The sequence below is a fragment of the Pseudoalteromonas sp. bablab_jr011 genome, from assembly GCF_016464045.1.
Lineage (GTDB): Bacteria > Pseudomonadota > Gammaproteobacteria > Enterobacterales > Alteromonadaceae > Pseudoalteromonas > Pseudoalteromonas lipolytica.
On sequence record NZ_JACDWU010000170.1, the window covers coordinates 1 to 20,489 of the forward strand.

Annotated in this window: 20 protein-coding genes and 1 tRNA gene; 7 read left to right on the forward strand and 14 right to left on the reverse strand. The window is 40.8% G+C overall.

Annotation, left to right across the window (positions count from 1 at the left end):
- Positions 1 to 169: 169 nt before the first annotated feature.
- The 6 genes from JIG41_RS08970 to seqA all read right to left on the reverse strand — a co-directional run bounded on the left by JIG41_RS08970 (position 170) and on the right by seqA (position 7,598).
- Positions 170 to 1,741 carry a dihydrolipoyllysine-residue acetyltransferase gene (locus JIG41_RS08970; RefSeq protein WP_182394883.1) on the reverse strand — a complete coding sequence of 524 codons (1,572 nt, stop codon included), beginning with the start codon at positions 1,739 to 1,741 and terminating at the stop codon, positions 170 to 172.
- An 8-nt stretch (positions 1,742 to 1,749) separates the two neighbouring features.
- Complete coding sequence (locus JIG41_RS08975) at positions 1,750 to 2,727, reverse strand: alpha-ketoacid dehydrogenase subunit beta (protein ID WP_036968262.1); 978 nt, start codon at positions 2,725 to 2,727, stop codon at positions 1,750 to 1,752.
- A complete protein-coding gene (locus tag JIG41_RS08980) occupies positions 2,727 to 3,941 on the reverse strand; it encodes a thiamine pyrophosphate-dependent dehydrogenase E1 component subunit alpha (protein ID WP_036968259.1) in 1,215 nt (404 codons plus the stop codon). Before JIG41_RS08980 ends, JIG41_RS08975 begins: the two co-directional genes overlap by 1 nt.
- A gap of 269 nt (positions 3,942 to 4,210) precedes the next feature.
- Positions 4,211 to 5,266, reverse strand: coding sequence for a succinylglutamate desuccinylase (gene astE, locus JIG41_RS08985; protein ID WP_199524591.1), 1,056 nt, complete (start codon positions 5,264 to 5,266; stop codon positions 4,211 to 4,213).
- Between the two features lie 81 nt (positions 5,267 to 5,347).
- Positions 5,348 to 6,985, reverse strand: a complete 1,638-nt coding sequence (pgm, locus tag JIG41_RS08990; protein ID WP_036968253.1) for a phosphoglucomutase (alpha-D-glucose-1,6-bisphosphate-dependent) — start codon at positions 6,983 to 6,985, stop codon at positions 5,348 to 5,350.
- A gap of 16 nt (positions 6,986 to 7,001) precedes the next feature.
- A complete protein-coding gene (gene seqA, locus JIG41_RS08995) occupies positions 7,002 to 7,598 on the reverse strand; it encodes a replication initiation negative regulator SeqA (RefSeq protein WP_036968250.1) in 597 nt (198 codons plus the stop codon).
- A gap of 131 nt (positions 7,599 to 7,729) precedes the next feature.
- Here seqA and JIG41_RS09000 point away from each other — a divergent pair, with 131 nt between their 5' ends.
- The 5 genes from JIG41_RS09000 (at position 7,730) to fur (ending at position 10,272) form a co-directional block, all read left to right on the forward strand.
- A complete protein-coding gene (locus tag JIG41_RS09000) occupies positions 7,730 to 8,497 on the forward strand; it encodes an alpha/beta fold hydrolase (RefSeq protein ID WP_036968246.1) in 768 nt (255 codons plus the stop codon).
- A gap of 96 nt (positions 8,498 to 8,593) precedes the next feature.
- Complete coding sequence (locus JIG41_RS09005; protein WP_036968243.1) at positions 8,594 to 8,815, forward strand: DUF2788 domain-containing protein; 222 nt, start codon at positions 8,594 to 8,596, stop codon at positions 8,813 to 8,815.
- Positions 8,816 to 8,817: 2 nt separating this feature from the next.
- On the forward strand, positions 8,818 to 9,096 hold the full coding sequence (gene ybfE / locus JIG41_RS09010) for a LexA regulated protein (protein ID WP_004586673.1): 279 nt from the start codon (positions 8,818 to 8,820) through the stop codon (positions 9,094 to 9,096).
- A gap of 14 nt (positions 9,097 to 9,110) precedes the next feature.
- Positions 9,111 to 9,638 (forward strand): flavodoxin FldA, encoded by a 528-nt coding sequence (gene fldA / locus JIG41_RS09015; protein WP_036968238.1) that lies wholly within the window; start codon positions 9,111 to 9,113, stop codon positions 9,636 to 9,638.
- Positions 9,639 to 9,828: 190 nt separating this feature from the next.
- Positions 9,829 to 10,272, forward strand: coding sequence for a ferric iron uptake transcriptional regulator (gene fur, locus JIG41_RS09020; protein WP_036968236.1), 444 nt, complete (start codon positions 9,829 to 9,831; stop codon positions 10,270 to 10,272).
- A 62-nt stretch (positions 10,273 to 10,334) separates the two neighbouring features.
- Here fur and JIG41_RS09025 read toward each other — a convergent pair whose 3' ends face one another.
- The 7 genes from JIG41_RS09025 to JIG41_RS09055 form a co-directional block, all read right to left on the reverse strand.
- Positions 10,335 to 10,952: an FKBP-type peptidyl-prolyl cis-trans isomerase gene (locus JIG41_RS09025; RefSeq protein WP_036968233.1), complete on the reverse strand. Its 618-nt coding sequence runs from the start codon at positions 10,950 to 10,952 to the stop codon at positions 10,335 to 10,337.
- A gap of 71 nt (positions 10,953 to 11,023) precedes the next feature.
- Positions 11,024 to 11,425: a hypothetical protein gene (locus JIG41_RS09030; RefSeq protein ID WP_051501762.1), complete on the reverse strand. Its 402-nt coding sequence runs from the start codon at positions 11,423 to 11,425 to the stop codon at positions 11,024 to 11,026.
- A 53-nt stretch (positions 11,426 to 11,478) separates the two neighbouring features.
- A tRNA-Ser gene (locus JIG41_RS09035) sits at positions 11,479 to 11,569 on the reverse strand.
- Positions 11,570 to 11,642: 73 nt separating this feature from the next.
- Complete coding sequence (locus tag JIG41_RS09040; RefSeq protein ID WP_036968230.1) at positions 11,643 to 12,020, reverse strand: hypothetical protein; 378 nt, start codon at positions 12,018 to 12,020, stop codon at positions 11,643 to 11,645.
- Between the two features lie 200 nt (positions 12,021 to 12,220).
- The gene (locus tag JIG41_RS09045; protein ID WP_074989591.1) at positions 12,221 to 12,769 is read right to left on the reverse strand and encodes an NAD(P)H nitroreductase; all 549 of its coding nucleotides are present in this window, start codon (positions 12,767 to 12,769) and stop codon (positions 12,221 to 12,223) included.
- Between the two features lie 61 nt (positions 12,770 to 12,830).
- Positions 12,831 to 13,532 (reverse strand): DoxX family protein, encoded by a 702-nt coding sequence (locus tag JIG41_RS09050; protein ID WP_199524592.1) that lies wholly within the window; start codon positions 13,530 to 13,532, stop codon positions 12,831 to 12,833.
- A 62-nt stretch (positions 13,533 to 13,594) separates the two neighbouring features.
- Positions 13,595 to 15,556 carry an FAD-dependent oxidoreductase gene (locus JIG41_RS09055; protein WP_075593541.1) on the reverse strand — a complete coding sequence of 654 codons (1,962 nt, stop codon included), beginning with the start codon at positions 15,554 to 15,556 and terminating at the stop codon, positions 13,595 to 13,597.
- A 198-nt stretch (positions 15,557 to 15,754) separates the two neighbouring features.
- Between JIG41_RS09055 and sppA the strand changes: the two genes are divergently transcribed.
- Both sppA and ansA read left to right on the forward strand, forming a co-directional pair.
- Complete coding sequence (gene sppA / locus JIG41_RS09060; protein ID WP_199524593.1) at positions 15,755 to 17,620, forward strand: signal peptide peptidase SppA; 1,866 nt, start codon at positions 15,755 to 15,757, stop codon at positions 17,618 to 17,620.
- A 58-nt stretch (positions 17,621 to 17,678) separates the two neighbouring features.
- A complete protein-coding gene (gene ansA, locus JIG41_RS09065) occupies positions 17,679 to 18,689 on the forward strand; it encodes an asparaginase (protein WP_036968216.1) in 1,011 nt (336 codons plus the stop codon).
- A 70-nt stretch (positions 18,690 to 18,759) separates the two neighbouring features.
- Here the strand turns inward: ansA and gndA are convergent, their stop codons facing one another.
- Positions 18,760 to 20,133, reverse strand: coding sequence for an NADP-dependent phosphogluconate dehydrogenase (gene gndA / locus JIG41_RS09070; protein ID WP_075593539.1), 1,374 nt, complete (start codon positions 20,131 to 20,133; stop codon positions 18,760 to 18,762).
- Positions 20,134 to 20,489: the final 356 nt, after the last annotated feature.

Consider the following 20,489-nt stretch of genomic DNA (forward strand, 5'->3'; position numbering starts at 1 on the left):
GCGATGATTTATAAAAATCTTACTGAAGCCCTTTTGCTATATGGTCTTTAGCTAATTTTGTCCCCACCTGCTTTAAGCAGCTTTAACTGAATAATATTCACATATTTATTCAAAAAACTGCTTAACTGACTGGCATTAAGCCGTAGCTGGTTTTTTAATAACGAATAAATTAGCTCATTGCCATCATCATTTTTGCGGGATCTTCTAAGTAAGATTTCCACAAATTATTGAATCGAGCAATAGTACCGCCATCGATAACACGGTGGTCACCAGACCAGCTCACTTGCATTATAGCTGCCGATACCACATGACCATTTTCATCAAAGCGCGGTAGATGCTGTAATTTACCTAATGCGACAATTGCCACCTCAGGCTTATTGATGATCGGGGTTGCAATTGTGCCACCAATCGCACCAATATTAGAAATACTGATTGTTCCACCCTTTAAGTCATCAGGTGAAACACGACCATCACGAGCGGCTTCTGTTAAACGAGTAACTTCGTTTGCAACATCAACAATGCTCTTCGACTGGCATGATTTAATATTAGGCACTAATAAACCAATCTTCGAATCTACTGCCATACCAATATTATGATCATCAAAGTACGTCAACTCTGTACACTCATCGTTTACTTGCGAGTTAAGCACTGGGAACTGCTTAATTGCAAGCGACAACGCTTTGATAAAAAATGGCATCATAGTGAGCTTAACGCCCTGCTGTTTATACTGCTCTTTTAAATCAGTACGCAGTGCAATAAGTTTTGTTAAATCGATTTCGTCACAGAATGTAAAATGAGGAATTGTCGATACTGACGCAACCATTTGCTTAGCCATCGCTGCTTTAATGCCTTTAATTGGCTCAACACGGCTTCCGCCTGTCACTACCACAGGTGTTGATTGTGATGTTGCTGACGAAACAGTTTCAGTGCGTGCTTGGCTTTGACCCTCATTTAAGAAGTCTTCAATATCCTGCTTATAAATACGGCCATTTTTACCCGAACCCGGCACTTGCGTTAAATCAACATCTAGCTCACGGGCTTTACGACGCACTGCCGGTGATGCAACTGCTTTTTTGTTAAGCTGTTTATTTGCAGCAGGCGTTGCTGGTTTTTCTGAAGGTTTATTGGCCGCGTTAGTTTGTGCTTTAACAACCGCTGAGCTGACATCAGGCTCGGCAGTATGACCTTCTATACTCATTTGGAATAACGGGCTGTGTACCGCAGCAATATCGCCTTTTTGATAGTAAAGCTTTTCGACTTTACCCGTGTATTTAGCCGGAATTTGAACCAAAGCTTTGTCTGTCATCACATCACAAACAGCTTGATCTTCTACTATTTCATCGCCTTCGCTGACTAACCACTCAACGATTTCGCATTCAACAATACCTTCACCAATGTCTGGCAAGATAAAGTCTTCTAAATACGAGCCTGAGGTTGCAGTTTGCGGTGTTGGCTGTGCAGCGGTATCGTCTGCTGCTTCAACTGTTTGGCTTGGCGTTTCACCATCAACATCCATTGCAAATAAAGGAGCATGCACTTTTGCAATATCACCTTTTGCGTAATATAACTTGCTGATCACACCATCGTGCACTGCAGGAATTTGTACAAGTGCTTTGTCGGTCATTACGTCACAAATAGGCTGATCTTCTTTTACCGTATCACCCTCTGCAACTAACCACTCAACGATTTCACACTCTACGATGCCTTCGCCGATATCTGGTAAGATAAAATCTTTAGACATACTGACTCCTAAAACTCAACTGATTGCTTAATCGCAGCAAGCACTTTGTGCGCATCTGGCACATATTCTTTTTCAAGGGCGAGTGGGTACGGCGTATCTAAACCACACACTCGTGCAATTGGCGACTCTAAGTGTAAGAAACACTCTTGTTGAATAGTCGCAACAATCTCGGCCCCAAAACCATTGGTAATTGGCGCTTCGTGGCTAACAATTAGGCGCCCTGTTTTAGTAACAGATTTAGCAATTGTTTCAACGTCCCAAGGTAAAATTGTACGTAAGTCAATAACTTCACAACTAATACCCTGTTCAGCTGCTTTTTTCGCTGCGTCTTCAATGATTTCCATCTGCGCCCCCCAAGCAAGTAAGGTAACGTCAGTACCTTCTTGAACAACTTCGGCTTTACCAAGCTCAATGCTGTAATCTTCTTCAGGCACTTCACCGGTTGACGCACGGTATAAACGCTTAGGCTCAAAGAAAAGAACCGGGTTGTTGTCCTTGATTGATGCACGTAATAAACCTTTAGCTTGATAAGGGTTACGTGGCACAACCAATTTTAAACCTGGGGTATGTGCAAAATAAGCTTCAGGCGATTGTGAATGATATAAACCACCTGCAATCCCGCCACCATACGGCGTGCGAATTGTTAAATTACCCACGTTAAATTCATTACCACTGCGGTAACGGAATTTAGCTGATTCATTCACAATTTGGTCAAATGCAGGGAAAATATAATCAGCAAATTGAATTTCTGCTAATGCAGGCGCACCGAATGCAGCAAGGCCATTGGCAAAACCTAAAATACCTTGCTCAGTCAAAGGTGTATTAAATACACGATGCTTACCGTATTTCTCTTGTAAGCCTGAGGTTGCACGGAATACACCACCAAAATAGCCAACATCTTCACCAAAAATACAGGCATTTGGGTGCTCTGCCATGGTGATATCAAGGGCAGAATTAATTGCATGAAGCATGTTCATTTTAGCCATTACTTTAATCTCCCTGCAGTCGTTGGATAAGCATCAGGATGCTGCAAAATGTGTTGTTTTAATTCTTCGTATTGTTTTTGCAGTGATGGAATTGGCGTATCGTATACATCAGAGATAAGTTCTTCTAACGCTGGTTTCGCCACTTTTTCTGCACGTTTAAGTGCCGCTAAAATTTCTTCACGAATAGTTTCTTTATCTTTCGCATCTTGGGCTTCATCTAACCACCCCTGCTTAAGTAACCACTTGCGAAAACGCTCAATTGGGCAACCTTGATGTTTGGCTTCTTCGTCTTTACTGCGGTAACCACTTGGATCATCACTCGTAGAGTGTGCACCTAGTCGATAAGCAATCGACTCAATCAGTACCGGCTCACCATGAGTTGTAACGATTTCACGTGCTTTCTTAGTCGCAGCATAGACAGCAAGTGCATCTGCACCGTCAACTCGAATAGTTTTAATGCCATAACCAACACCGCGTGATGCAATACCGTCACCTTTAAATTGCTCATCTGCAGGCGTTGAAATCGCATAGCCATTATTACGTGCAAAAAAGATAACAGGCGCTTTATGAACCGCAGCCATATTCAAACCGGCATGGAAATCACCTTCTGAGGCAGCACCTTCACCAAAATAACAAATAGTGATGTTATCAATCGTGCTGTTTAAATCACCCGTTTCTGCATCAATGTGACGTACTTTTTGACCGTATGCGTAACCCGTAGCCTGTGGGATTTGTGTCCCTAGCGGCGACGATATAGTCATATAGTTAAGTTCGCGAGAGCCATAATGGATTGGCATTTGGCGACCTTTACCTAAGTCTTTCTCATTCGAGAACATCTGATTCATAAATTGGTCTAGGCTAAAACCACGATAACGTAATGCTGCTTGTTCGCGGTACTGCGCCATAATCATGTCATTTTGATCAAGGGCTGCAGCCGAGGCAGTCACCGCCGCTTCTTCGCCTAAACATTGCATATAAAAACTAACACGACCTTGACGCTGTGCCGCTTGCATACGCTCATCAAGCGCACGAATGAATCGCATTGTCTCATAAAGACGAATTGCGGTGTCTTTGTCGATATCAGGTGCTGTTGCACCTTCATAGATGTCGCCTTCCTCATTAAGAATGCTTAATGTAGGGATTTTTAATGCGTGACCATCAATAAATGACAGTTCATGATTAATATTCAGCGATACGTTATTTGGATTACTCATAACCTACCTTCTTTCGTTGTCAGATACATACGCAACTGCCCTTATTTGAATTTTTATCAGCAAAAGCTGTAAGGATAAAGTTTGCGTAATTTTCAATCTATTTAAATTAAACTGCCGACACTTTACGTTAACGTAAGTTGTTATTCAACTAATCATAGACGAATAGTCGATAAATCGCTAAACATGCATGGAAAGTTAACTATACAACAATAAATTTTATTTAATATCATACAGTTAACTGTATTTTGGTGGGTGTAAATGCAACTATTTTAAATAAAGTTGCTATCAACTTGCATTGGAATAACCGTCAATAATGCACGCTGACCTAAGGCTACATCAGCATTTGGGAAGATTATAGCTTCACCCTCAACCTCAGCCACATACCTGGTCTGACCATCAGTTGCTAATAATTCACCTTTCGCGAAGCCCGTAAAATTTTCTACGTCATCTGCGAATGGAAAACTAAAGTCTTCGCACGTTCGGTTTATTGTTCTATAAACTGAAAAAAGCTCAAAATCAGATGCATTAAACTCACCATATTCAACACTTTCTTGACTAATTAATGCAATTAAAGTTTCTTTGGTTTTCGCAAAGCGTGACATATCATTCTCACCAAACGCTTTAACTTGACCGAGCTCAACGGTAAATGAGTCAGCGCCATGGACAAATGACGAGTAGTAGCTAAAGGTTGTCGCTGCCGACTTCATCATTAATACGGTGTTTACGCCACAGCTTAATAAAAACTGCAATTGAGATTTTTTCCACGGTTTTCCATGTAAGTAGGGATACACAGCAAATTTTTCATTTTTTGAGCCACGAATAGCAGTATGCAAATCATAATGACAACGTGCGCTACCTTCGCTGCCACGACTAAAAAAGTCACTGACAACATCTTCTAATTGTTTTGCGCGCACACGCTCCGAGTTTGAAGCAATGCCCTCTTGGGTATGATGACCATTGAATAAACGATTTAAGTTTTCTTCAACAAATCGCTTACCGATATTTATTGATTTTGGGTTACCAAAAATAAACAGCACGCGTTGTTTTAAGGTCATCTCTTCTTTAATTATTGCACTAATTAACTGATCGCAAATTTCAATCGGCGCTGTTTCATTACCGTGTATCGCACTTGATAACACAATATCTTTATTGCTTACTGTTGCAGGCTGAAACTCGATAATCCCCGTGTCATGGACAGTCACATTTGTCCCATTCGTTAACGTGAATGATGAATAAGGTAATGAAAATTCGTTTTCACGAGTTAAGCTTAGAAAATCACCCGACGCTTTTAGCGCATCTAGGTAAGTAGCTGATGAGTAGCTCATGGTCTGATCCTAATATTACGTGAGAGTAGAATACAAAAACGGCTGATTAAATCAGCCGTTATAATAAAAAAGAAAGATAAATTAGCGAATAACAGAATCAACTAATTTTTTGGCTTCTTTTTCTAGTAATGCAAGGTGTTCTTCACCTTTGAATGATTCAAGGTAAATTTTATAAATATCTTCCGTACCTGAAGGCCGCGCAGCAAACCAACCATTTTCAGTTACGACTTTTAAACCACCTATCGCCGCGTTGTTACCCGGTGCATGGGTCAGCTTTTGAATGATTTCATCACCTGCAAGTGTATTGGCTTTCACATCGTCAGCTGATAACGCTTTTAGGCGCGATTTTTGTTCAGCATTCGCAGGCGCATCGATACGCTTATAAATCGGCGCACCAAACTCTTGTTCAAGCTCTTTGTAAAGCGCTGAAGGTGTTTTGCCTGTTACCGCTAAGATCTCAGCAGCTAGTAAGCCAAGAATGAAACCGTCTTTGTCTGTATTCCACACGGTACCATCAAAGCGTAAGAATGAGGCACCTGCACTTTCTTCGCCACCAAAGGCTAAAGCGCCACTACTCAACCCTTCAACAAACCATTTAAAGCCAACCGGCACTTCTTTTACTTTACGGTTATTGCGCGCAACGACCTTATCAATCATGCCGCTTGAAACAAGCGTTTTGCCAATTGCCACATCTGCAGACCAATCGCGGTGATTTAATAAATAATCAATCGCAACAGCAAGGAAATGGTTCGGATTCATTAAACCATCCGGTGTCACAATACCGTGACGGTCGTAATCTGGGTCATTACCAATGCTGATATCGTAATCGTCTTTCAGGGCAATTAAATTCGCCATGGCGTAAGGTGACGAGCAATCCATACGAATTTTACCGTCTTTATCAAGCGGCATAAATGCAAAACGTGGATCGACTGACTTATTTACGACCGTTAGGTCTAAATTGTATTTTTCGGCAATCACTGGCCAAAAGTTAATACCTGAACCCCCTAGTGGGTCGATACCAATTTTAATTTTAGCGTCACTGATGGCTTTCAAGTTAATGATATTCTCTAAATCATTAACGTACGGCGTGATCAAGTCTTGATATTTAATAAAGCCTGAGCGAGACGCTTTTGCAAAAGGAAATAACTCCACCTCAACAAGGTCTTCTAATAAGAGTTGATTTGCTCTGTCTTCAATCCATTTGGTAACGTCTGTGTCTGCTGGGCCACCATTTGGCGGGTTATACTTAAAACCGCCATCTTCGGGTGGATTATGAGAAGGTGTAACAACAATCCCGTCAGCTAACTCATTTTGGTTCACTTTATTATGTGACACTACCGCGTGGCTAATTACCGGCGTTGGTGTGTATTCATCATTCTCTTGCGTAATCACTTGTACTTCATTAGCAACAAGGACTTCGATTGCAGAGTTAAATGCCGCTTCACTTAATGCGTGTGTATCTTTACCTAAGAAAAGTGGTCCAAAAATATCGTTTTCTTTACGAAAATCACAAATAGCCTGGGTGATCGCTAAAATATGCGACTCATTAAACTTTACATCGTACGAGCAACCACGATGGCCAGACGTGCCAAAGGCAACGCAATGCTCTGGATTTTGTTCTAGATCTGGTTCATTTAAATAGTAGGCTGAAACCAGCTTTGGTACATTGACTAAGCTTTCTTGAGGTGCAGTTTTACCTGCATCTGGATGAATCGCCATAATATTTCCTTATTGATTATAAGTAATCACGAATCTTTTCTGCTTCATCAGCCGTGTAACCAAGGCACAAGGCGACTTCATGAAGCATCATTTTTTTACGCGTAGTATTAGAGTTTGTCATCACCCAGTATTCTGTATCAGTGATGTTTTTCGGGTTCATACTGCTGCCACTTTCAAGTAACGCTTCTTTACTTGTGGCAAAATAAACGCGGTCACGTCCTTTAATTTCAAGCACGTTAACAAAATCGTCTTTATGTGTTCTGTACAAAGCAGCCAAAATAAATAAGAAACGGCCGACAACGCCTTTTTGCATCGCTAGCTCTTCTTTATTAAGCACATTGAATACATTACCTTTAGCGTATGTCGTTGCTGTGACAGCTGGTTGGCTTTTTGATTCAGGCGCTGCTGATTCTGTGTGTTGTTCCGTGTCTTCTTCTGATTCAACAACGCTGATTTCTTGTTCAGTGTTTGTCGTCGTTGAATGACTGGTCGTTAAAGTGCCATCAGAAAGGTTTAATAAACGACGCAAAATGGTTGATGCACTTTCACCAATACTTTGCGTATTACTCGCGATGTATTGATATAACTCGTCGTCTATGTCGATTTTTTTCATGTTATTCCTGTCTTTACGGGTCACATTTTAAAAGTTCGCAATGATTATACCTAAGCTCGCAGCAATTCTCTATGTTTTGCAATTTGTTATTTCACTAGGCAAAATAGCGCCACTTAAAATAGGAGCTAAAAATGCTATTAAATTACCAGCAAAGCGGCCAAGGTTCGCATGTTGTTTTGATCCACGGATTATTTGGTTCGCTAGAAAACTTAAATGTCATCGCGAAAGCACTGTCAGAAAATTACACAGTGACCAATATCGATTTACGTAATCATGGTAAATCATTCCACAGTGATAGCATGAACTATACGGTAATGGCTGCCGATGTTTTAGAGTTACTGAACCATTTAAATATCAATAAAGCACATATTGTTGGCCATTCAATGGGCGGTAAAGTGGCTATGCAATTAGCACTTAGCTACCCAGAACGCGTTGAAAAACTAGTGGTTATGGATATTTCGCCAGTGGCTAACAAACCTCGCCATAGCGCTATTTTCAAAGGTTTGAACGATGTTGCTAATTCTGCCGTTACAGATAGAAAAGCAGCCGACGAAATACTTGCCAAACAGATTCCCGAGCTTGGCGTACGCCAATTCTTATTAAAAAGTTTTGCCAAAAATGAACAAGGCCAGTATCAGTGGCGGTTTAACTTAGCTGTTTTAGACCAACAATATGAAAATATTTTAGCACAACTTGATGAAAATGATTCTTGTTTATGTGATACTTTATTCATTAAAGGGAATGATTCAGACTATATTTTAGCTGAACATCGCCCTGTTATTATGGCGTTATTTCCAAATTCAAAGGCAAAAATAATTCATGGTGCGGGTCATTGGCTTCATGCTCAAAAACCGCTTGCTGTAAATAAAGCAATCAGTGATTTTTTAGCCTCGAATTAACGTCGATAAAATTCACTGTTTTTGATCGTACGCACTAAATTAATACGATTTTGTGTGGTATAGTACGCGCCGTTTAATTTGAAGGTTTATACGTTGATGGTCAGTCAGTTAATTAACGAATTTGATACCTTAGGGTTGTATTTTGGCTTAGCCGGCATTTTCTTTTTTATTGGTATGGCAATTCAAGACGTACTAAAGAAAGGTGACGTGCCCCGATTTGGCCGATACATCGTTTGGTTAGTGCTATTTTTAGGCTGCTCTGGTTTTATAGCAAAAGGACTTATTCAAGTCTTCTGGCAAGGCGCAGGTGTAGGCTAGGCATGGCAAAGTCAGAAACAGATAGAACAACACCCGATTTATTTGAATACGAAAAGCGTCCTGGTAGACCAAAAACAAATCCCCTACCACGTGACATGCAGTTGAAAGTCAACAAACGTAATCAAATAAAACGAGACAAAGCACGTGGTTTAAAGCGTGTAGAATTTAAGGTTTCATCACAGTTATATCAAGCACTAAGCGATATGGCCGATGCGCAGAATATTAGCCGTAGCGCGTTGATTGAAACAATTTTACAAGAAAGATTGGCTATTGATAGATAGAAGGTTTTAAATCCATGTCAAGCGTAGGTATTTTTTTCGGAAGCGATACAGGCAATACTGAACACGTAGCAAAAATGATTCAGAAAGAATTAGGTAAAAAGCTCGTTGCTGTTCACGATATTGCAAAAAGTTCTAAAGAAGAGATTGCTGAATTCGATTTATTGTTATTCGGTATCCCCACTTGGTACTATGGCGAAGCGCAATGTGACTGGGATGATTTTTTCCCTGAGTTAGAAGAAGTAGACTTCGATGGTAAACTTGTTGCTATTTTTGGTTGCGGTGACCAAGAAGACTATGCTGAGTATTTCTTAGATGCGATGGGCATGATCAACGATATCGTTACTGAACGTGGTGCTATAGTTGTGGGTCACTGGCCTACTGAAGGTTACGACTTCGAAGCCTCAAAAGCGGTCATTGATGATAATCACTTTGTAGGCCTAGGCATTGATGAAGACCGTCAGCCAGAACTTACTGAAAAGCGTGTTAAAGAGTGGTGTGCTCAAGTTTATGAAGAAATGTGTTTAGCAGAACTTGCTGATTAATAACAAGTACTACTCGCATTTACTAGCTGATGTAAAGATGCACAACCAGTTCATTTTTGTCTAAAAAATCGGCAATTAAACGAATTGTTCTTTGCACTTAGTAACTAGGCACGTTATTCTAATATTTGCTAATGTGTCGTGTGCATCTTTATGATGCCTAGTATAAATAAATAAAATTGAGACAGATTTAATGACTGATCACAACTTGGAATTAAAAAAAGCAGGGTTAAAAGTAACACTGCCGCGTATTAAAATTTTAGAGATTCTACAATCTCCAGACAACCAACACATCAGCGCTGAAGATGTCTATAAAATTCTGTTAGACATTGGCGAAGAGATTGGTCTTGCAACTGTCTATCGTGTTTTAAACCAATTCGACGATGCAGGTATTGTATCTCGTCATCATTTTGAAGGTGGCAAGTCAGTTTTTGAATTATCGGGTAGTACTCACCACGACCACTTAGTGTGTTTAAAATGTGGTAAAGTTGTTGAGTTCGAAGATGATACGATTGAACGTCGCCAAGAAGAAATCGCAAAAGAGAACGGTATTAAACTAACAAACCACTCTCTTTACCTTTATGGTGAATGCGAAGACACTGCTAAGTGCAAAGAGTTCGCTGAATCAAATAGTTAAAATTTGATTTAGACATAAAAAAACCTGCATTAAGCAGGTTTTTTTATGTCTGTAGAAATTAATTAGATAATTTCTAGTAACTCAACATCAAAGATTAATGTTGAGAAAGGTGCGATTGCAGCACCTGCGCCACGCTCACCATAGGCAAGTTCGTGTGGTACGTATAAACGCCATTTTGAACCAGTACCCATCATTTGTACCGCTTCAGTCCAGCCTTTGATAACACCGCTTACTGGGAATTCAGCAGGTTGACCACGCTCATAAGAGCTGTCAAAAACAGTACCGTTAATTAATGTACCGTGGTAATGAGCACGAATTGTAGACTCAGCAGTTGGCTTTTCACCCTCACCCGCTGTTAATACTTCGTACTGTAAGCCTGATTCAGTTACCGTAATTTCTGGACGTTTTGCATTTTCTTCTAAGAACGCAACACCTTCAGCAGCAAGTACTTTAGCTTCTTCTTCACGACGAGCTTGGATTTCTGCATTGATTTTTTCGAAAGCAGCTTGAATTGCAGGGATCTCAACTTGGAAATCACTTCCTGCGTATGCGTCTTTCATACCTTCAAAAACTGAGTTTAGGTTTAAACCTTCAAAAGGGTTAGCTTTAAGTTGCTCACCCATTTGTAAACCAATACCGTAGCTTGCTTTTTCAGCGTCTGTTGTAAAAATATCTGACATGTTTAAATTCACGTTTATTAGTTAAAAGATGCATTTATACTAACATAAAAAAACAACGAATAATGCTTAGTTTACTGCGTTTGCTCAGTGTTTAAACTAATTCGCTGCTTTATTTTTTCAATGACAAAGGTTGACGTTGGTAAACTTAAGATCATTGCGACAATAAAATACACATCCATCAATCCTGCTTTACCGAGTATAACAAGTGGCACAATTAACAAGCCAACTGATGCGATATACAGTGCAGCTATAACAGGCCAATGCTTATCATATTTTCCAATTAAGTGACCAACCAGCACATTAAAACCGATGCCATAAGCAATCGATGTGAGTAAACCATGCTCTGGCTTTGCATCATGTGCCATAGCAACTAGAACATTCACGCCGCTATGATAAAAATAAGAAAAAACACTCCAAAGCAGAATATGTTTTATAAGGTGTTTAAAAGTAGACGAAGACTCGCTTGTTGACATGACTTATCTCCAGATAGCAAAAAACCGCCCTGTAGGCGGTTTTTTAAAAATAATGGTGGAGAGATAGGGATTTGAACCCTAGAGGGGCTACAAACCCCTGCCGGTTTTCAAGACCGGTGCATTCGACCACTCTGCCATCTCTCCGTACGGCGCGCATAATAGTGCTTACAGCTTTCATTGTAAAGACTTAACTGTAAAAAAGCCTAAAAAATTTAAATCAATAATATTGCTTTGGTCTGCGGGCAATCCATGAACAAATTAAACAGACGAATAAACTGATTAGTGCAAAGCCGAGCGTCTGAACAATAATGTCTATTTTATTCATGTTGTGATTTGGCACAATCACCAGTAAAAAGGCCGGTAGACTGCTAAACGTTAAAACATAACAACAGACTTTAAACGCACGCCCAAAATCAAAACGTTTTGTACTGTGCATCCACCAGGTAAGTAGAAACAAAACACCGACCGCTGATAAACCTAAAAACTGAGGTGCTTTTGTCGAGAGTGCAACAAACAAAGTGATCACTGCACCAACAATGCCCCAAAGAGACCAAGCGAACCAATTTTCTTTTTCACGTAAAAATAAGTTTCCCATTTTTCTCGTCTTCTTTATCGTTATTTTTCTAAGACTATCCATACGTTAACAAAAAACAACCGATTAAAAAACATACTGAAGAAGAATAATTAAGTTTTTGCATCCAAGCGCTTCTTACAGCAAAGCCACAACTTGAAAAAAAGTAACATAAGCAAGCTTAATCAGGTATGACTCTTGTGATGCTAAAAAGTTCCCTTAACTTACAGTTTCTCAAAAAAAGTGTCTGGTTTATGACGAATGGGCTTTTTAATATCTACCTCAGGTGTGCCTATATACAAGTAGCCGACAATTTCATCCTCTGCTTTGCAACCAAGCGCGTGTTTAACAGCTGGACTTTGCGCAAAGTAGCCTGTGCGCCAAATGCCACCTAATCCCTGAGCGAATGCAGCTTGTTGCATTGCTAACACAGCGCACCCAGCACTTTGCACCTGCTCTATGCGCGGTACTTTTGGGTTTTCTTTTACATCGGCAATTGCGATTATCACCATAGGTGCTCTGAGGGGGAGCTCTTTTGCCCGCTCAATTACGCGGTCATCTTGCTGCTCTTCGATAGCGGCTTGGTGGTAGATCTCACCTAATTTATGGCGTGCTTCGCCTTCCACCACGATAAAACGCCACGGCGCAATACAACCATGATCGGGGACTTTAATCGCAGCGCGCTGAATAATTGAAAGCTGTTCTTCTGTTGGACCCGGTGAAATTAAACGTGGATCTGACTGTCGTGTTTGTAAAAGCGTTAAAGCGTCCATTATTATTCCGTAAATTCTTAAATACGATGCCCGTTAATACAGGCAATAAAATCTAAGCTTATCATTTAACTTCATTATCAATAAAGCGATTACGGTACTTTCTGCTAAACCAGTAATCGAGACTGACATAGCGTCCCCCGCCTGTAAAAAATAGGCTTAACAGCATCGCAAAATAAATAACAGAAAACTCCATTCCGTTATTTAAAATCACAGGGCGCCCTGTTTCATATAAATAATCAGTAAAACCGTGGGTTTCTAATAAGTCGCGCATTTTTGTTAAGCGCTCAGCTGCCGCTGAGGAGTTGTCTAAGCTTGCTTGTGCACCTGGTATTTGTAGCCAGCTTAATACTCTTGCAGGACTGGTACTGGCATCTGTAGGCGTGACAGCAAACCAGCCATTATCACCGTGTACGCTAGTCGCAGCCACACACATCGTAATCATTAATGGAATAGCTGTAAGACGTGTAAACAGCCCCAAAAATAGCAGTATACCGCCAAGAAACTCGGCCCATGCGGCCAAAAATGCCAGTAGTGCAGGCATCGGTAAACCTAAGCCCCATTCTTTGTTACCAAACCATGTAACGATGTCATCAGATGCGAGAAAATATTGGTAAAAATGCGAAACATCTCCGCTCAACGCTAACTTGTTAAATCCAGCGATTATCATCACCGGCGCTAAGATTAAGCGAAAAAGTAAAGCGGGTATCCCCTGTAAACACTGCAGACGTTTGAAGATTGTTTGATAGGTATGTGTAATGTGCATAGCGGTCTCATGACTAAAATAGATTAATCAATAAGACCGCTAACAATGTGGTTATCTTTCAGTTAGATTTTGCGTGCGACTTGCAATGCTTCAAAAATAGCGCGTTTTGCATCAATGGCCGCGGCCAGTTTTGCACCACCTATCACATGCACTTTTGCGTTTTCAGCCTCAGCTGCAAATGGTTCACTGTTAGACACCTGACCAATACAGGCAATCACTGTATCAACATCAAGTATCTGTTCCTCACCCTTTACGGTAATCTTTAACCCTTGGTTATCAAAACTGATGTACTGGCAGTCAGCAATTTGTTTAACACCATGCTGTTTTGCTACTTGGCGGTGGATCCAACCCGTCGTTTTACCCAGCTCACTGCCAAAGCGACCTGAGCTTCGTTTTAGCATATAAATTTGGCGATTATCTTTGTGAGGTTGTGGCTCACACTCTATTCCCCATTGAGTTTTAAACTCTTCAATGGTTTGATCTTTATGCTCACTTAAAAAGGCCACCATATCGAAACCGATACCTCCAGCGCCTAATATCGCAATTTTTTCACCCAGTTCAACCTCACCTCTAATCACTTCATCGTAGGCAAAAACACGCTTACCATCAGCACATTCAATTTTAGCTTCACGAGGTCTAACACCGGTCGCAAAAACAACATCATCGTATTGATTTAGCATGTTATCTGAAAACTCAGTGCCCAATTTTAATTCAACATTTAAACGCTTAAGTTCATTAGTGAAATAATTTAGCGTGTGATTAAAATCTTCTTTTCCGGGTATTTGCATGGCTAAATTAAACTGGCCGCCCATTTGCTCTTTACGCTCAATGAGCGTTACTTTGTGCCCTTTTTGCGCCAAATAGCAACTCGCAGCAAGGCCAGCTGGTCCTGCACCTACCACTAACACTAAACGTGATGACGCGGCTTTTTCTAGGCTATATTCAAGCTCAAATGCAGCTTGAGGGTTCACTAAACAGGTCGCACGTTTATTTTTAAATACGTGGTCTAAACAACCCTGATTACAACCAATACAAATATTTATCTGCTCAGTTTTATTATTTACGTATTTATTAAAAAACTCAGGATCAGCTAAAAGTGGTCTTGCCATCGAAATAAGGTCTGACTCTCCTGCCGCTAAAATACTATTAGCAATCTGTGGGGTGTTAATACGGTTTACCGCAACCACAGGAACTGAGACCGTGTCTTTTAAACGTTTTGACGCCTCTTTAAATGCGCCAGGTGGAACCATACTGGCAATCGTTGGAACGCGAGCCTCATGCCAACCTATACCTGTATTAAAGATATCAACGCCGGCTTCTTCAAGCGCCAAAGCTTGTTGCTTTACTTCATCAGGAGTAGAACCGTCAGGAACTAAGTCCATCACTGATAAACGAAAAATAATAATAAATTTTTCACTGACTTTTGCGCGTACTGCTTTCACTATTTCAACAGCTAGGCGCATTCGGTTTTCTAAGCTACCACCATAAGCATCATTTCGCTTATTAGTATGATTCGCCATAAACTCATTAATTAAGTAGCCTTCTGAGCCCATGATCTCAACACCATCGTAGCCCGCCTTTTCGGCTAAGCGCGCTGAGCTTGCAAAATCTTTTATGGTTTTTTTAATGGCACCAAGCGACATCGCCTTTGGTTTGTATGGGTTTATTGGCGCTTTAATCGCACTAGGAGCATGATTAAATGGATGGTAGGCATAACGCCCTGCATGCAAAATCTGTAAACAAATTTTCCCACCATGTTGGTGTACTGCTTCAGTGTAAGCACGGTGTTTAACAACGTCATAATATGAGCTAAACGTTGATGCAAATGGAGTAAGTTTACCGCGTAAATTCGGACTATACCCGCCGGTAATAATTAAGCCTGTGCCTCCTTTAGCACGTGCTTCATAAAATGCGCGTAACCGTTTACGATTATGCCAGCCCTCTTCAAGACCGGTGTGCATTGAGCCCATAACCAAACGATTACGAAGTTCGGTATGCGGTAATTGTAATTTTTGTTCTAACATTGTCTGCCCCGTTAACTGGTCGAACCTCTATGATGTTTAGATTCTGCGGTAATAACCCAGAATAATCAACTTTTAGCGAGTAATTAACTGTCGCAATTTCTCGTTTTAAACACTCTGTTACTATTTAACAGTTAAATTTCAGATTATTCTAAGCTAAGATGGGATTACTACTAAGCTGTACTGAATTAAGGAATTATTTTGCTAGCAAAGATATTTAAAGGCATATGGACTGGGATAAACTTTTCCCGCCGTTTGGTTCTAAACCTATTATTTTTAATACTAGTAATACTCTTTATTGTCGCTATTACTAGCGAAGAAGACAAAGTTAAAGTCGCGGATGGAACCGTACTGCGCCTAAACTTAAATGGCCCTATCGTTGAAGAGAAAACCTATGTTGACCCTGTAGAAGCAGCCATTAATGATGCGACTATGGGCAAAGAAGCACCTTCAGAGATTTTGCTTGATGATATTATTGAAGTTATCAACCAAGCTGCAAAAGATGACCGTATCTCTATTATGTTGCTTGATCTTCAAAAAATGCCAAGCGCGCATATCAATAAGCTTAAACAAATAACAAAAGCGATTGATGAGTTCAAAGACGCTGGTAAACAAGTTATTGCTACAGGCTATTACTACACTCAAGCACAGTACTATATTGCAGCACATGCCAATGAAGTGTCTATGCACCCTTATGGTGGTGTAAGCATTGAAGGTTACGGCATGTTCCCGCTTTATTTTAAAGACGCCCTTGAAAAGCTAAAAGTAACACAGCACATTTTCCGTGTAGGTACGTACAAGTCAGCAGTTGAACCATTTATTCGTAATGATATGTCAGATGCAGCAAAAGAAGCTAACCAAGTATGGTTAACTGCACTTTGGAACGAATATAAGTCAGATGTTGCCGCTTCTCGTCCATTTGATGAAAGTAACTTTGACGAAGATATGGATGTTTACCTTGCAAAAATGCAAGCAGTGGATGGAAATTCAGGTGACTATGCCTTAAACAATCAATGGGTTGATTCACTAAAAACATCTCAACAAATTCGCCAGCAACTTATTGACCTAGTCGGTACAGAAGAAACCGGTAAAACATTTAAGCAAGTGAGCTTCCGTGAATATTTATCGCTGGTTAAACCTCCTATCGAATTTGATAACCCTATTACTGAAAAAGTAGCGGTAATCGTAGCAAAAGGCACGATTGTTGATGGTGAACGTAAAGCCGGTGAAATTGGCGGTGATTCTACCGCAGCCCTACTTCGCAAAGCGCGCTTAGATGATAAAGTAAAAGCTGTGGTTCTGCGTATTGACTCTGGCGGTGGTAGCATGTTTGCCTCTGAGGTTATTCGTGCTGAAGTTCTGGCACTTAAAGCCGCAGGGAAACCGGTTATTGCGTCAATGAGTTCTGTTGCGGCCTCGGGGGGGTATTGGATTGCCTCTGCTGCAAATGAGATTTGGGCAGCGCCAAGTACGATTACAGGTTCAATCGGTGTTTTTGGTACTTTTATGACATTTGAAAACACCATGGCTGAGTTAGGTATCTATTCAGATGGTGTTGCAACCACTGATTTAGCAGGCTTCTCTATTGCTCGCCCACTGGATGAAAAAATGGCCGACATCATTCAACTCAGTGTAGAAAATGCCTACAAACGCTTCTTAAACGTTGTAGCCGAAGCACGAAATATGACTCCTGAGCAAGTTGATAAAATTGCCCAAGGGCGTGTGTGGATTGCAACTCAGGCGAAAGAGCTTGGCTTAGTTGATAAACTAGGTGACAAACAAGATGCGATTGAAGCGGCAGCAGAACTTGCAAAATTAAAGCATTACGATGTTAAAACCATCAAGCAATCTTTAACACCCCAAGAGCAAATGCTACAGGATATTTTTGGCACCGCTGCTGTACAAGCATTCTTAGCTAAGTCGCAGTCTTCTGACTCTGTGCTTGCAACACAAGCTAACTTACAAAGCCTTGTTAAGCAGTTGAGTAGTGAAATTGATAATTTAAAAGATTACAACGACCCACAAGGTGTCTATGCACGCTGTTTAGTGTGTAATGTAATTCAATAAGTTACTAACTAACGCGATTTTAGGTATACTAAGCCCAGTTAATTTACTGGGCTTTTTTATGAAACGTAAACGTATATATATCGCCTATACAGGCGGCACAATCGGGATGAAAAAATCGAGCCGGGGCTATGTTCCTGCTGAAGGCTTTTTAACCGAAACAGTGGTCAACAATGCTGAGTTTAATCGTGATGAAATGCCTTTATTTGATATTCACGAATACTGCCCTTTGATTGATTCATCCGATATGTCACCGGCACATTGGCAACTTATTGCTGACGATATCAAAAGTAAATACCAAGACTATGATGGCTTTGTCGTATTACATGGCACTGACACAATGGCCTACACGGCATCGGCTTTATCGTTTATGTTTGAAAATTTGACCAAACCCGTGATTGTCACAGGCTCACAAATTCCTTTGTCACAGCTTCGCTCTGATGGTCAAGTTAATTTACTAAACGCTATGTACTTAGCAGCGAATTACCCTATTGCTGAAGTCAGCCTGTTTTTCAATAACCAACTGTTCCGTGGTAATAGAGCAACAAAAGCACACGCAGATGGTTTTGACGCGTTTGCTTCACCTAACCTTGAACCGTTAGCGTTATCAGGTATCAATATACAATTAATCAAGGGGCAATTGAGCCCGTATGTCGATAACGAACTGCAAGTATCTAACATTACTCCACAACCAATTGGCGTGTTGTATTTGTATCCGGGGATCAGTCCTGAGGTTGTAAAAAGCTTGGTTAACGATAACATTAAAGCGCTTGTATTATTAAGCTTTGGCGTTGGCAATGCACCACAAGACCCTGCCTTTCTAGACATCCTCAATGAGGCTAGTAAGCGTGGCATGGTGATTGTTAATCTTACCCAGTGTTTAAAAGGACATGTCAACATGGGTGGGTATGCCACCGGTAATGCATTACTCAACTGTGGTGTTATCAGTGGCTATGACATGACTTTAGAAGCCTGTTTAACAAAGTTACATTACTTATTTAGCCAAAAGCTTGAGGTTGAAACAGTGCGCCATCTTATGCAAGACAACCTACGTGGCGAGTTGAGTCGATAAAATTAAAGTTTTAGATATTAAAAAGGCACCGTACGGTGCCTTTTTTCATGATGGTGAGTAATTCAACTCATTAACGGACTTTTTCGTCAATATCGACTAAATCAGTTAAATGGCAAACTTCACCACTGTGTGTTTTGATACCGTGCTCACCGAAGTAATCACGCTGTGCCTGAACCAAATGTCCATTGCTTGGTGTTGTAAGTGTTGCAATATACGTTTGTGTTGCAGTTAACACAGGGAATGCAAGACCAGAAGCAACTGCCGCCCCTGTCACTTTACGAAGTGCAGCTGATTCACGCTGCATAGAATCAATAAACTCTACGCCTTCAGCAACATTATCTAAGTAATCGGCACGAATAATACAACCCGCTCGCCACGTTTGTAACGTTTTAGCAAGATCAACTTTCCACTGGTGCGCACGTGATGCACCTTTGATAAGCGCAAGACCTTGACGGTAAGCCAGTAAACTTGCCAACGTAAACGCGTCTTTTAATTCTTCTAGGTCTAACTCAACAGTGTTAGTTGCTTTGGCTGCATAGGTCATTTCTTTTGCAGCATGCGTATCACATGTATTTGTTAAATGGCGAGCTTGTACCGCAGCAACCAGTGAAGGCACTGCAATGCCTAACTCAAGCGCATTTTGTGCTGTCCATAATCCAGTGCCTTTGGCCCCTACTTTATTGTCAATTAAGTCAACTAAAGGCTCACCTTCAGTTGTTTCAAGGCTAAGAATATGACTAGAGATTGATAGTAGGTAGCTATTTAATGTTCCTTCAGACCAATCATTAAAAATGTCGGCAACTTCTTTTGGCGTGCGATTAGTGCCCAAACGAAGCAGTTGATACATTTCTGCAATAAGCTGCATCAACGCATATTCGATACCGTTGTGCACCATTTTTACAAAGTGACCGCTTGCAGATTGCCCTACACGCGCAAAACACGACTCCCCCTTGTAACTTGCTGCAACTTTTTCAAACCACGGCTCAACACGCTCCCAGCCGCCTTCTGAGCCACTAGCCATCATTGCAGGACCATGGCGTGCGCCTTCGGCACCCCCTGAGATCCCCATTGTGGCGAATTCAAATTTATTTTGGAACTTAAGTTTACGGCTAATACCGTCTTTATAGTTACTATTGCCGCAATCGACGATGATGTCATCACACTCGACGCCTGCTTCCGCAAGCTCAGTACATACTTTATCAACCAATTCACCAGCAGGAACTAAAAGTAAAATTGAACGAGGCGGCTCTAAACGTCTAACCATATCATTTAAATCAGACACAATATGTAAACGGTCTGCCAATCCGAGTGCTTTCGCACAGCTTAGTAACTCAGCACCCGCATCAGGGTTCTTATCGTACGCTACTAATGTCAGCCCTTTTTCAATCAGGTTGAGGGCAAGATTTTTACCCATAACGCCTAACCCTACTAATGCAACTTGCATTTAGTGTCCTCCTCGGTAACAACTATTGGTTAGTTAATCAAAATAAATACGCGCGCATTATACCCAAGCAGCCCAAAAATGCGAGCATCCAAGCCAACTTGGTAAAAATCAGTGTGTTTAAAAGCGACGTTGTTCAAATTATATCAAAATAACGCAGGCATCGGACCAGATTTTTATAATACCCATTTAAAAGTTAAGTGTATTGACGCTACCTGACACCGGTGTCATAATATCGTCATTCAATTTTTGTATTATGATTCAATAATACATGGATTCAGATACTCATAGTTAAAAAACACATTTTTACCTATGAGTTCTACACCGTGCCGTTGTATAAGCCCATTAGCAAGGCTTTT